Below are 13200 nucleotides of genomic sequence, written 5' to 3'. Positions count from 1 at the left end.
GCGGTTTCGACGCGGTGTTCCGAGCGAGCCCAGTGGCCCTGCAGGCCTCAGCCGCGGCCGTCGGGGACCGGGCTGGGTTCCTGCAGGGGGACGACGACCTCGGTGTCGGGAGACTCGTCCTTGAACACCCAGGTGCGGTAGGCGTAGAAGCGGAAGAGCGTGGCCAGGCCGATGCCGACGATGTTCGTCGAGATGTTGTAAGTGAGCTGGTCACGCATGTCGAGCAGATACCAGGTCACGCCGAGCGGGATGACGGAGATGACCATACCGGCGAGATTGACGGCGACGAAGAGGACCACCCCGCGCATATTCGAGTGGGTGGTCCGGTCCCCATAGGTCCAGAGCCTGTTGCCGATCCAGACGACGAGCATGGCGAGCACGGTCGAGATGATCTTCGATTTGATCGGACTGCCCTCGAGCAGCGCGGGGATCGGCCCGAGCCCGTAGGCCAGCACGTTGGACAGCCCCACGTCGACGATATAGCCGAGGCCGCCGACGGTGAGGAACTTGAAAGCTTCCACCGCGAGGCGTCGAAGGCGGACCGAAACAGACTCTTTCATAACTGCCTCCAGTCTATGCCGCTAAGTTCCGCACTCGCTGGAAGCCGGGCCGAACGGAGTGGGCGCGTGGTCGACCGCAGTGGCTGCGCCGCCGCAGAAAGTATGCGCTTGGTCACGAACACCCTGTTATGCGTCCTTTTATGACAGCGGCCTGTGGGGTTCCTGCGTTTCCTTGGCATCCTGAATCGTCGGCCCTACTGGACCGTAGGCCGGCCATCCCCATTTCCCCGCCGTCCACCACCGTGGTCGGCACTGACCAACCACACGAGGAGGCGCCTGTGATCGAACTGCGCGGCCTGCGAAAGGTGTTCGGCGAAACCGTCGCCCTGGAGGAGATCGACCTGACGGTCCCGGCCGGGGAGATCCACGGCATCGTCGGTCGTTCCGGAGCCGGCAAGTCCACCCTCATCCGCTGCCTGACCGGGCTCGAATCCCCGACCGCGGGCACCGTGTCCATCGACGGAGTCGACCTGACGAACCGATCGGGTGCCGGCCTGCGCGAGGCCCGCCGCAGCATCGGCATGGTCTTCCAGCACGTCAACCTCCTCGACTCGCGCACCGCTGTGAAGAACGTCGCCCATCCCCTCCAGATCGCCGGAGTGCCCAAGGCCGAGCGCCTGGCCAAGGCCCGCGAACTGCTCGAGATCGTCGGCCTCGGCGACCGCGTCGACAACTACCCCGCCCAGCTCTCGGGCGGGCAGAAGCAGCGGGTCGGCATCGCTCGGGCGCTGGCCGCCGAGCCCAAGGTGCTGCTGTGCGATGAGCCCACCTCGGCGCTGGATTCGTCGACCAAGGACCAGATCCTCGGCCTCATCCGCTCTCTGCGCGACCGCCTGGGCATCACCGTGCTCATCATCACCCACGAGATGTCCGTCATCCGCGAGATCTGCGACTCCGTGACTCTGCTGGCCGACGGCCGGGTGGCCAGGTCCGGCAGACTCGCCGAGGTGATCGCCGAGCCGGGATCGGCCCTGGCCCGCGACCTCGTCCCCCTGCCCCCGGTCGGCATCGACGATGAAGACACCCGGCTGGTCGAGGTGTCCCTGGCCGGCACGGATCTGCCGACCGTGCTCACCACTGCGCAGAAGGCTGGTGTGAGCGCCGAGGCGATCCTCGCCGGTGCCGTAGAGACGATCGAAGGCCAGCAGATCGGGCGCCTGCGCTTCACCGTCGGCTCGACCGAGCAGGCGAACGGGCTGGTCAGCGCCCTGCAAGCCGGCGGAATCTATGCGGAGGGGGCTGCCTGATGAACGATCCCAAGTGGTTGGACAATCCTGCCATCACGGACCAGATGTGGCCCGCCACCGTCGAGACCCTGCTCATGACCGCCTGGTCGACGGGCCTGGCAGTGCTCGTCGGACTGCCGTTGGGCATCTGGCTGTTCACCGCCTCGAAGGGCGGACTGAACTCGAACCAGGTCGTCTACCGGGTGCTGTCCTTCATCGTCGACGTCACCCGCTCGATCCCCTTCATCATCCTCATCATCGCCCTCATCCCCTTCGCCCGATTCGTCGTCGGATCGGCCCTGGGATGGCAGGCCACGGTCGTGTCCCTGACCATCGGTGCGATCCCCTTCTACGCCCGACTGGTCGAGAACTCCCTGCGCGAGGTCTCCGAAGGCAAGATCGAAGCGGCGCTGATGATGGGCGCCTCGAACGGTCAGGTCGTCCGTCAGGTCTACGTCCCCGAGGCCAAGCCCGGTCTCATCGGGGCCGCCACGGTCACCTCGGTGACTCTTGTGTCCTATACGGCCATGGCCGGTGCCGTCGGCGGCGGCGGACTCGGCGCGCTGGCGATCTCCTACGGCTATCAGCGCTACCAGGGAGACACGATGATCGCCTGCATCATCGTCCTCGTCCTCATCGTCACGATCATCCAGTTCATCGGCGACCGTCTGGCCCGCATGGTCGACCACCGCTGAACCACCTCGGCGCGGGTCACCTCGGCGCGGCCGAGGCCGATCGGATCCAGCGGTTCACAGCTTTCCGCATACAACACAGAGAACACATCAAGGGAGAACAATGAAGACCAAACTCATCGCCGTTGCGGCCAGTGCCACCCTGCTGCTGTCCGGCTGCGGACTCGTCGGCGGCGGCACCGACAGTGTCGGTGAGCAGGACGGCGACATCACGAAGCTGAACGTCGGAGTGTCCCCGGTCCCGCACGGTGACATCCTCAAGTTCGTCGACGACAACCTCGCCGAGGAAGCCGGCCTCGACCTCGAGATCACCGAGTACACGGACTACACGCTGCCGAACAAGGCGCTGACCGACGGCGACATCGACGCGAACTACTTCCAGCACAAGCCCTACCTCGACTCCGAGATCGAAGGGCAGGGCTACGACATCACCGGCTTCGAGCCCGTCCACCTCGAGCCCTTCGCCCTGTTCTCGAACACGGTCGACGAGGTCGAGGACATCCCGAAGAACGCGAAGATCGGCATCAACAACGATCCCGCGAACCAGGGCCGCGCCCTGAAGATGCTCGAGGACGCGGAGCTCATCACCCTCAACGACGGCGTCGACGAGGTCAGCGCGAAGCTCTCGGACGTCAAGGACAACCCGAAGAACGTCGAATTCGTTGAGGCCGACGCCGCTCAGCTGGCCCGCACCCTCGACGACGTCGATGCCTCGGTCATCAACGGCAACAACGCGCTGGAAGCCGGACTCAACCCGGCCAAGGACGGCATCCTCCTCGAGTCCGCCGAGGACAACCCCTACGGCAACTTCCTCGCCGTACGCACCGAGAACAAGGACGACGAGAACATCAAGAAGCTCGACGAGCTGCTCCACTCCCCCGAGGTGAAGGAATTCATCGAGGACGAGTGGGCCGACGGGTCGGTGCTGCCGAGCTTCTGAGGCTGAAGAAGCTGGGAGGCTGAGGCTCGGTTCGGTTCGGCTCGGGCTGCGGCTCAGCGGCGAACCATCCCGCACCGGTAGTGCCATAACGCCGCGGCAGCCTTACAACCTCCCGACAGCCTCGCAACCTCCCCGCAGCAGAGCATCCACCACCGCCAGCGCCATAACCTCCCGCAGGAACGGGAGGTTATGGCGCTGTCTGTGTCTGATGCACGCGAAGGCGCCCGTCAGCGGCAGAACCGTCACCTGCCAGACCGAGCACACGACAACCGGTTACGAAGAAAGCGGCCATCACTTGGGAAATCGTGCCTCTCAGCGCAAGACAACTCCCGGTCCAAGTGGAATTCCAAGCAGATACCACAGCGCGAAGAACAAGCTCCATCCGATGAGGATCGCCACTGAGATTGGGACGGTGAAGGCCATGAGAGTGCCGATTCCGGCGTCTTTGCGGTATCGCTGGACGAACCCGAGCGCCAGAACGAAGTAGGCGCTCATGGGTGTCACTGCGTTTGTCACTGAATCGCCGATCATGAACGAGACCATGGCCGCTTCGGGCCGGACCCCATAATACATCATCATTGGGACGAGGATGGGCGCGAAGATCGCCCACATCGCTGAGCCACTCGTGACAATCATATTGATGAACGCGACGCCCAAGACGATGACGACGAGGACGGTGATATGAGGAGCATCGAGACGTTGCAACAGGTCAGCACCGTTGACCGTGAGCACTGACCCGATACCCGTCCACTCAAAGTAGGCAAGGAACTGCGCGACCGCGAAGAAGAGAACGATAACTGGCGCGAGGTTGACCACGCCCGCGGTCATCGCCTCTGGGACCGCCTTGACTGTCGTGAATGCTCTGGTGCTGTAGCCGTAGACGACTCCGATGAGGGTGAAGAACAGCGAGATGAAGATCGCAATGTTCTTCAATACCGTCGACTCGACCAGGGACTGACCGGGTTCGATGAAAGGCGAATCCGGTAGAAGAAGGATGACCACAAGAGTGGCGATAAAGGCAACTCCGGCGGCCCCAGCTCGGATCAGGCCTTTAACCTGTCCTCGGTCGAGGGACATCGAATCGGCGGCATCCTCCGCAGTGTCTGAGGGCTCGTCGCCGGCCGACCCTGTGTTCTCGGCGACAGTATCAGGGACGACGAAGTCCTCCCTTTTGGCCAGCACGAGTTCAACGACGAGCGTGATGATCACTGCCAGAACCAACGACGAGGTAGCCGAGAAGAAATAGGTCGCCACCGGCGTAATCGATGCGTTCGGGTCAACCGTTTGCGCGGCGGCTGAGGCGAGCGAGGAACGAATCGCGTCCGAAGGGGTGACTAGAGGGCTTGCGTTGAATCCGGCCGAGACCGAGGCGTACGCGACCATCACTCCGAGAACGGGGCTGCGCCCGGCGGCGCGGAAAGCCATGGCACCGAGTGGAATCATGACGAGGTAGGCAGCGTCTCCCATAATGTGGGCGATCATCCCGCTGAAAGCGATGGCGAAAGTCACCCATCGTTTGGGCAGGCGGATGATCGTCAGCCGAATGAGAGACTCGAGCACGCCGCTCTTCTCGGCGACGCTCACTCCCAGCAGAACGACAAGCACCACCGCCAGCGGTGGAAAGGATGCGAAGTTGTCAAGCGCCGAGTCGATAGCGTATTTCAGACCATCGATCGACAGCAGGTTCTTCACCTCGACGACGTCGCCGGACTCGGGCAGCGTCACGGAGACACCGGTCACTGACAGCACCCAGCTGACGACGCCAAGCAGGACGGCCATGATCCAGAACAGCCAGAAGGGGTGAGGCAACAGATTGCCGATTCGCTCGATGAAGCCAATCGCCCGATACAGCAGGGGAAGCTTCACAGTGGAATCGGGGTCGGTAATGGGAGGTGAAGTCATCGGTCTCCTTTGATCGACGTGGCGGTCGTGATCGACCCGACAGTCCTTTTACTGGTCTCCAAGCTGCGTTGGCAGCCCTACATATCCGGCGAGCGCACCGACTTCGTCGAACCTGTCCGGCCGGAAGTCCTCGAGTACGTCCGTCCGTCGGTCTTCGGCGACTTCCTCCGCAGCGAGCCGACCGAGCAGCGGTCCGAGCGTGATCCCACTGTGCGTGACGAGGCAATAAGTACGAGTGCTCCCAGGGACGTATCCGGCAATCGTCAATCCGTCGGCAGGCAGGGATCGATAACTCAGGCGCAGGTCTAATCCTTCAGCCGCCTCGCCGGCCGTCACTGCCGCAAACCTTTCTGCTATCGCTTCCGCGAAGGGACCGCCGTTCGTCGGCGGACAGTCGGGATCGACCTGCGGGTTGAGGTCAAGGGCTTGCACGACGATCGTATTGTCCTCCCCCGGTCGCAAGTTGAGCTCAGGCGTGTGCACGACGGTGTTCACACGGGCAGACGTGGGTCGCACGTATCCGAGCAGACCGGTCACCGCGGAACCGAGGCCAATCTCGGTGTTCATCTGAATCTCGAATCCCGATGCCGCTGCGATCTGCGAAGTCCACCGTCCCGCTGCCAGCACGACACGATCGCCCGTGAGCACGCGTCCATCGCTGAAGCGGACGTCGACTCCGTCTCCGCGTTCATCAACGTCGACGACGGTTGCCCTAATCAGTTTCGTTCCGCGCTCGATGGCACGTGCGCGGAGGTTGCGCAACAGCTGCTCGTTGTGCACATAGCCCTCAGTGGGGAAATGTGCGATGAGTTCAGTCGACGCAGGAACTCTGATATCTCCGGCGATCTCGACCGCGCGTTCGGCGTCAAGCACCTCGGACGGATAACCCAGCTCACGGAGTCGAGCGACCTTCGACTCCAGCTGAGGGGCTTGTCGGGCATCGGCCAACTGCAATCCGCCGGATCGAAAGTAGGTGCGCGGCCCTTGAAGAGACTCGGAGAGCCGGTCATGTTCGTGCATACCGGCGACATTGAGTGCATGATACGCAGGGTCGAGCTTCGCATTAGCGTTCGTCCAGGCGAAGCTCGTCCCCGATGTCCCGGCGCCCAGATCCCGGGCGTCGACAAGTGTGACTTCTGCACCGAACGCACAGAGCGAGTCAGCAGTGCTGAGCCCAAGTATCCCTGAGCCGATGACGATGATGTGCATGTCGTTTCCTCGTTGGTTGGTCGTTGTCAGTCAGCGGGCATCTCGATGAAGAACTCTGACGTTCCGGGCCGCACAAGAGTCGTCGTCGTCTCGAGCACGCGGCCGTTCGGATCGCGCAGTTCACGGCGCCGCTTCAGCGCTGGTATCCCCGATTCGCAGTCGAGCAATTCAGCCTCGCGGTCACTGATGAGCGTCGGTTCCAGGTAGACCCGGATGGAATCAACATCGACATCATGAGACTTCAAGTGGTCGAGAATGATGAGATCTTCGAGCTTCTGCCGCAGAAGAGTCGGTGCCGTGGAGAAGCGAATGACGTGGGTCTCGAGCGCCTGCGGACGATCGAGACCGTCGAACTTCAGTCGCATAATCTCCGTGACCGCAGTGTCGGCCTCGATGTCCGGCAACGGTAGGACAGCCTCGGAGGCAACGGTCACCTGCGCCGATAGGACCTCATGCCGGCCGGGGCCACCATGACGGGCCACAGCTGGATTTGTGAATGACAGGAGATTGATCTTCTGTCGCGAGGTCGATACGAACGTGCCCCGGCCTCTCTGACGCACAACCAATCCGTCGACAGCGAGCTCATTGAGCGCACGCTGTGCCGTCGGACGGCTCACCGCATACTGCGCGCAAAGTTCATTCTCGCTGGGAAGTTTCGCTCCTTCGGCAAGCTCCCCCGAGCGGATCTGACGCTCGAGGTCGCGCTGGATGCTCCGAAACAGTTCGTCCATAGGTTGACAGTACATCTACAGACTTGTCATAGCAACCTGCCGGTGAAACTTCAGCCAAACAGACCGATGCGATGGAGACACCTCTCACACACGGAAGAGCGCCCCTCCCCGCGATACCGCGAGAGATCCTCAATCTCATCGGCCCCGGGCGAGTGCGTCAATTTCGTTTCCGCAAGCCTGCGCGAAGGGCTGTTTTCAGACAGACTCCGCCCACGGCGCCTACCCCAATGACGATCCTCGCCTACTGACATCGACTACTGATAGGCCCACAGCAGACGTGCGAGAAGGCCAGTGCGCCCCTCAAGAAGCGTCACCGAGGGGCACAGCCTCCTACTGCCACCGCCCGCAACCTCGCCTCATTCGCGGCCAGGTGCCTGGCGCAGCTCGCTCCCTCGCACCGCTCGCGCTCACCTCAAGAGGCCGATACCCTCTTCTTCTCATAGGCACGGGCGGCCCGCACTCGGTCACCGCAACGGGTCGAACACCATCGCCTCCGCGCGTGGGTGCGAACGAAGAACCTGTCGCACGACGGCGCCTGACAGGCATCGAGCAGTCTCGCGTCCTCCCCGGTGAGCAGAGCAGCCGCATCGTCGCTGATGCGAGCTAACGCATGTTCGACCAGCTGAGTCAGCGGATGCGCCGTTTCTCGGTGGAATCCGAGCTCGGGCGTGTACTCGAGCATCTCAGCGCTGGGAACCTGGCGCAGAGCGGAATTGAGCGCATCCACCGCCCCCGACTCCGGAGCCCGGTCTTCGACGGCGGCGGCGAAAACCTCCCGCAGATGCCGACGAAGACCGGTGAGCCGCTGCTGACAGTACTCCAGAAGAACGGTCTCGGCCGGCACGAGGTCATGATCGACCAGCCAGCTGGTGGCGGCCGCCGGATCAGCGAGCTCATCCACGGACTGCCCGCCCGGAAGCGAGACAACACTGTCTGCCAGGGCGAGGCTGACATGCGTGTCGCTTCCCGGTGCGGGCGGTAGAGGTATGTTCGACATACTCCTCACGGTATCTCACTCCGTTGAGCATGAGAACTTTGCTATCGTAGCTCTCACGGATATTTATCTGTTTACTCGTGAGAATTGAGGAGTCCATGTCATCCGCACCCGCTTCCAACACCGCCCCATTCGCCCTCTCGGTCCTCGACAACGCCCATACCGCTGTCGAGCAGGACATCACTGAAGCCTTCGAGGGAGTCATCGACCTCGCCCGGAGATCGGAACGACGCGGCTACCGCCGCTTCTGGATGTCCGAGCACCACGCCATGCCAGGAGCGGCGACCTCTTCGCCGCAGCTGATGCTGGCGAGGCTGATAGCCGAGACCTCGTCGATCCGCCTCGGCGCCGGCGGCATCATGCTGCCCAACCACGCCCCGCTCATCATCGCCGAGCAGTTCGGAATGCTCGAAGCACTTGCCCCCCGGCCGCATCGACCTGGGCTTGGGACGCGCGCCGGGGACCGACACGAGCACCGCCGCAGCACTGCGTCGAGGCCACGACGCCAACGATCACTTCCCGGCCCAGGTCGACGAACTGCTGCGATTCCTCGCCGACGAATTCCCCGAAGGGCACCCGTACAGGAACGTCCACGCAGTGCCCGGGCCCTGGCAGAACCAGGAGAACAGAGTGCCCGGCATCACCACCGGGCCCGACACCTGGATCCTGGGATCGTCTCCCTACTCGGCGCAGCTGGCAGCACAGCTCGGACGCCCCTACGCCTTCGCCCTGCAGTTCGGGGAAGCAGACGTCGAAACCGCTTTCCGCATCTATCGCAACAACTTCCAGCCATCGGACGTGCTCGATGAGCCGTATACGCTCGTCAGCCTCGGCGTCGTCGCCCATGACGATGCCGAGGAGGCCCATCGGCAGGCTCGCACGGCGGCCATGGCAATGCTGCGGATGCTCAAACGCCAGTCCTACAGTCTGCTGCCGCCCGACGAGGTCGCCTCGTATGCGGGCACGCTCCAGGAGGAGCAGATCCTCGATCTCTACACGCGCCGCTTCGTCCACGGCACCGGCCCACAGGTCGCCGCCAGCCTGGAGAGCCTCCACGAGCGAACCGATGCCGATGAGATCATGCTGGTGACGATGGGAGCGTCCCGAGCCGTCCACGCTCGCACGGTCGAACTCATCGCCGACCACTACGATCTGGATGCATCGACCGGGACCGACGTGCCCACCGCCGCGGACGCGACCGCCGCCGGCTGAGAGCAACGACTGCCAGAGCCGGCACCTGACCGGGCAGGCGACCAACAGACAGCACAGGGTCTTCCCACCGACGGACCACCGTCGGTGGGAAGACCCTGTGGTGCCAGCTCCGAGGCGTGAACCGCTCGATCAGGCCACGCTGCTCGCCGCTTCCTGCGCACCGGCGATCGCCGAGCTTCCCAGATCGCTCTTCGGCAGGGCTTCACCGGACTCGAGCGCTGCGATCCAGTCGGTGGTGATGGCCCCTGCCGCGAAGTTCGAGTTGAGCACGGTCATCAGCGTCGAATGCACGGCGACGAGGATGATGGCGAAGAGGTTCGATGGCTCGGTCCATCCCACATGCGCCAGTCCTGCCTGGATCTGCAGGACCCCCGACAGCTCGCTTCACCTTCGGCCGCTCCGTCTCGCCGGATCCGCCTCCGTTCGGATAAGCGGTGCTCGTCTAGGTCGTTCTCAAATCTCTCCTCATCTGCTCATTGGTCGACGTCGTGCAGAGGCGGCCGACCATCGACATCGGTCGTGGATTCTCTGGCAGGGACCGACAACTCGTCGCGCGTTCGCCTCCACGGTTTGACAGGCAGTCCGTGCCGGACCGCGTGGGCCGTATCGATGCCCCACGCGAAGTCGCACAGCCTGCGTTTGAAAGAGCTCCACATCTTCTGTCCCACCCTCCCTGCGGTCTGCCGGTGACCCGTGCTTCCTGCCGTATCTCACCGCCGAAGCGCATGTTGACGCCGCGCGAGACGATGCCGACGATCGCTCGCCGTCTGCGGTCGGACGGTGAGTTTTATACCGATCTGTTTACTTGAACTATACTGACCTGTATGGATACGGATTGGCAAGTCGAGACTCGCACGCCGGCGGCACGATCGATCCTGACGACAGCTGGCCGGATCTTCTATGAACGCGGCATCAGCGCAGTCGGCGTCGATGCTCTCGCGGCCGAGGCCGGGGTGACGAAGAAGACCCTGTATGACCAGTTCGGGTCCAAGGCCGCTCTCGTCACCGCCTATCTCACGGAACGCGATCAGCACTACCGGTTCTGGATCGAGCACGATATGCAGGACAAGGAGCCCAAGGCACAGATTCTCTCCGTCTTCGATGCACTGGATTCGTGGATGGATGCCCACAGCACCAAAGGCTGCGCTTTCGTCCACGCGCACGGGGAGCTCCTCGGCTCGCCGGACCACCCCGCTCACGACGTCATCCAGGGTGAGAAGGTGTGGTTGCGCACCCTCTTCGAGGACCTGGCCGCGGCTGCCGGCCTTGAGGAACCGGTATGCCTGGGATCTCAGCTTCTCGCCCTTCTCGAGGGAGCGACCGTGCTGCGCTCGATCACGGGTCAGCCGGGAGCGGTCACCGCCGCGCGTGCCGCCGCGCAGGTTCTCATCGGTTCCGACCCGCCGGCGCGAGCACGCTGACCCCAGTCCGCCCGCCAGGAGCTCGTCTACTGCTTCGGGGCAGGGACGAGTCCGGCTCGGTGAGCGAGGATCGCGGCCTGCACCCGGTTCTCGGCTCCCAGCTTCGTCAGGATCGAACTGACATAGCCCTTGACGGTGCCCTCAGTGAGATAGAGCTGTTGCGCCACCTCGGAGTTCGCCCTCCCCGCGCCGAGGAGAGCCAGGACCTCGCGTTCCCGGGCCGAGAGCGACCCGATGGCCTCCTGCGCCGCAGCATCGGGCTGCGGCCCCGACCGGAACCGGTCGATGACTCGATGGGCCACCCGGGGCGACAGGTAGGCCGCACCGGAAGCCGCCGCATGGACTGCGTCCTGCAGCTCACGCGGGTCCGATGCCTTGAGCAGGAAACCGACTGCGCCTTGTTCGAGGGCTTCGGCAATATATGCGTCTTCTCCGAAGGTCGTGAGCATAACCACGTTCGCTTCGGGACGCACGTTCAGGATCTCCGGAATCGCGGCGAGGCCATCGAGGCGCGGCATACGGATGTCGAGCAGCACCACCTCGGGCCGCAGTCCGGCCACAACATCCACCGCCTCTCGACCGTCTCCCGCCTCGGCGAGGACCTCGATGTTCGGGTCGGCGCCGAGGATCGCGCGGATCCCGGAGCGGATGAGCGGTTCGTCGTCGACGATGATGACCCGCACTCGTGACGCATCCTCGGTGCTGGTGCTTCCCATGTTCACTCCTTCTGACTCAGCCGGTCCGCAGCGACGACGGCACCGTCGCTGAAACAGATGCGGTAGACATCGTTTCCGAAGTCGATCACGGACTCGCGGGCCAAATAGAACCTGCACGAGCTGCCTGCAGGTGCCGTCGGCACATCGATCGTCGTTGGAATGCCCTCTTCCTCGAGGCCCGAACCCGGCAGCACCTTCTCGGCGCTGTGCACGGAGTCACCGAGGTGGACGCGGGCGAATCCCTCGGAGGTCAGTCCCACGCTGGCGAACGTCAGGTACTGCAAGACGACGAACACACCCACCAGCACCAACGCACACACCCCGGGGACGAGAGCGGCACGACGCACATCGATACGCTGTCGGTCCCGGACGAGGCGGAGCCGGTCGCGTGCTTCCGGATCGAGACGAGCATCGGTCGCCGTCGCGCTCCGCTCGGCTGACGCCCCGGTCCCGGCCGCCAGCGGCAGACTCGCCCGGACGCGGAAGCCGCCTCGATGGGGGCCGGCCGAGAACGTCCCGCCGGCCAGTCTGACCCGCTCCTCAGCAGCGATGAGACCCATACCGCTGCCGGAATTCGCCGGCGCGGCCTCCCGGGGCTGACCGGTCGAGGCTGGGGCGGTCTTGGGTCGGGGATTGTCCACGCTCACCTCCACCGTTTCCCGGTCGGCGGAGACCCGGATCGTCACGGGCGCGCCCGAGGCGTGCTTCATCGCGTTCGTCAGGGCCTCCTGCACTATCCGTTCGACGGCCGGAGCGGCGACCTCGGAGGGAACCTCCCCGGTGACTTCGACATCGACGCTCACGCCCGCGTCCCGGGCAGCGCTCACCACCGGCTCGAGGTCGAGCCCGACTGGAGCGCGACGGTCGACCGGGTCTTCGGCACGCAGGATTCCGAGGCACTCATGCAGTCGATCGGTCGCGGAGACCGCGCGGGAACGGATGTCCGCCGCAGCCTGGCGCTGCTCCTCACTGGCCCCGGGCAGGACTTCGAGCGCCCCGCTGTGAACGGCGATGAGAGCAAGGTCGTGGCCGATGAGGTCGTGCATGTCCTCGGCGATGCGTGTGCGTTCCCGCGCCCGTGCGAGATCGGCGATCACCGCAGCCTCCTGACGGCGACGAGTCTCCCGCTGCTGCAATGTGCGGCCCAGCCACCACGGTAGGAGAAGGAATACGAAGTCGCTGAGCACACTGGTGAACCACTGCGAGAGATAGTCAGCAGGTTCGCCGAGGAACCAGATGACCAGCTGACCGACGACCCCGAGGCCGAAACCCAACAGTACCGGCTGCATCGAAGCCCACCGGCGGCCGATGAGATAGGCGGGAACGACGAGAAGTATCTGCAGGAAGGACCCCTGACCGCCGGAGAGCAGCGCGATCAGCAGGACACATGCGAGGACGAGCAGAGCCTGCCACCAGCCATGTCGGTGCATCGGTTCCTCTCCCCCGTCCGGGTGTGCTGCCTCGAGGCTACCAACGGCCCGCATCCCTCGACACTGTCGAAAGTCAGGAGTCGGAGATCCTCCCACACCATCTTCGGTCAGTGCCGATGCCCAACTCATGCCCGGTTCGCCGACTCCAGTGCGTTCCTAGGCTGGGT

At 64.2% G+C, this 13200-nt stretch carries 13 protein-coding genes and 1 pseudogene; 6 read left to right on the top strand and 8 right to left on the bottom strand.

The window, feature by feature from the left end; all coding sequences use genetic code 11:
• Positions 1-47: 47 nt before the first annotated feature.
• On the bottom strand, positions 48-521 hold the full coding sequence (locus IG171_RS02035) for a GtrA family protein (protein WP_249203969.1): 474 nt from the start codon (positions 519-521) through the stop codon (positions 48-50).
• A 317-nt stretch (positions 522-838) separates the two neighbouring features.
• On the opposite strand from IG171_RS02035, the gene IG171_RS02030 reads away from it, so the two are divergent.
• The 3 genes from IG171_RS02030 to IG171_RS02020 all read left to right on the top strand — a co-directional run bounded on the left by IG171_RS02030 (position 839) and on the right by IG171_RS02020 (position 3418).
• The gene (locus IG171_RS02030) at positions 839-1807 is read left to right on the top strand and encodes a methionine ABC transporter ATP-binding protein (RefSeq protein ID WP_212129513.1); all 969 of its coding nucleotides are present in this window, start codon (positions 839-841) and stop codon (positions 1805-1807) included.
• Entirely contained in the window at positions 1807-2481 is a 675-nt protein-coding gene (locus IG171_RS02025) for a methionine ABC transporter permease (RefSeq protein ID WP_212129512.1), read from the top strand. Before IG171_RS02030 ends, IG171_RS02025 begins: the two co-directional genes overlap by 1 nt.
• Before the next feature lie 100 nt (positions 2482-2581).
• Positions 2582-3418, top strand: coding sequence for a MetQ/NlpA family ABC transporter substrate-binding protein (locus tag IG171_RS02020; RefSeq protein ID WP_212129511.1), 837 nt, complete (start codon positions 2582-2584; stop codon positions 3416-3418).
• Positions 3419-3730: 312 nt separating this feature from the next.
• Here IG171_RS02020 and IG171_RS02015 read toward each other — a convergent pair whose 3' ends face one another.
• The 4 genes from IG171_RS02015 to IG171_RS02000 all read right to left on the bottom strand — a co-directional run bounded on the left by IG171_RS02015 (position 3731) and on the right by IG171_RS02000 (position 8257).
• Entirely contained in the window at positions 3731-5320 is a 1590-nt protein-coding gene (locus IG171_RS02015) for an AbgT family transporter (protein ID WP_212129505.1), read from the bottom strand.
• Between the two features lie 48 nt (positions 5321-5368).
• Positions 5369-6529, bottom strand: a complete 1161-nt coding sequence (locus tag IG171_RS02010) for an FAD-binding oxidoreductase (protein WP_212129503.1) — start codon at positions 6527-6529, stop codon at positions 5369-5371.
• A 26-nt stretch (positions 6530-6555) separates the two neighbouring features.
• Positions 6556-7260, bottom strand: a complete 705-nt coding sequence (locus tag IG171_RS02005; RefSeq protein ID WP_212129501.1) for a GntR family transcriptional regulator — start codon at positions 7258-7260, stop codon at positions 6556-6558.
• Between the two features lie 412 nt (positions 7261-7672).
• Positions 7673-8257 (bottom strand): CGNR zinc finger domain-containing protein, encoded by a 585-nt coding sequence (locus IG171_RS02000; RefSeq protein ID WP_212129499.1) that lies wholly within the window; start codon positions 8255-8257, stop codon positions 7673-7675.
• Between the two features lie 95 nt (positions 8258-8352).
• Here IG171_RS02000 and IG171_RS18955 point away from each other — a divergent pair.
• Positions 8353-8619: pseudogene (locus IG171_RS18955) on the top strand (LLM class flavin-dependent oxidoreductase); the annotation flags it as partial.
• A 52-nt stretch (positions 8620-8671) separates the two neighbouring features.
• Positions 8672-9466, top strand: coding sequence for an MsnO8 family LLM class oxidoreductase (locus tag IG171_RS01995; protein WP_249203968.1), 795 nt, complete (start codon positions 8672-8674; stop codon positions 9464-9466).
• Positions 9467-9595: 129 nt separating this feature from the next.
• Here the strand turns inward: IG171_RS01995 and IG171_RS01990 are convergent, their stop codons facing one another.
• Positions 9596-9805, bottom strand: coding sequence for a hypothetical protein (locus tag IG171_RS01990; protein ID WP_212129497.1), 210 nt, complete (start codon positions 9803-9805; stop codon positions 9596-9598).
• A gap of 485 nt (positions 9806-10290) precedes the next feature.
• Between IG171_RS01990 and IG171_RS01985 the strand changes: the two genes are divergently transcribed.
• Positions 10291-10887: a TetR/AcrR family transcriptional regulator gene (locus IG171_RS01985; RefSeq protein ID WP_212129495.1), complete on the top strand. Its 597-nt coding sequence runs from the start codon at positions 10291-10293 to the stop codon at positions 10885-10887.
• Between the two features lie 26 nt (positions 10888-10913).
• On the opposite strand, the gene IG171_RS01980 is transcribed toward IG171_RS01985, so the two are convergent.
• The gene (locus IG171_RS01980) at positions 10914-11603 is read right to left on the bottom strand and encodes a response regulator transcription factor (RefSeq protein ID WP_212129493.1); all 690 of its coding nucleotides are present in this window, start codon (positions 11601-11603) and stop codon (positions 10914-10916) included.
• Between the two features lie 2 nt (positions 11604-11605).
• Positions 11606-13033, bottom strand: a complete 1428-nt coding sequence (locus IG171_RS01975; RefSeq protein WP_212129491.1) for an ATP-binding protein — start codon at positions 13031-13033, stop codon at positions 11606-11608.
• Positions 13034-13200 lie beyond the last annotated feature (167 nt).

It is taken from the genome of Brevibacterium sp. SMBL_HHYL_HB1 (genome assembly GCF_018208375.1).
GTDB classification, from domain to species: domain Bacteria; phylum Actinomycetota; class Actinomycetes; order Actinomycetales; family Brevibacteriaceae; genus Brevibacterium; species Brevibacterium intestinavium.
Note: the sequence above shows the minus strand (reverse complement) of the source record. Positions and strands in the feature narration are given on the sequence as shown.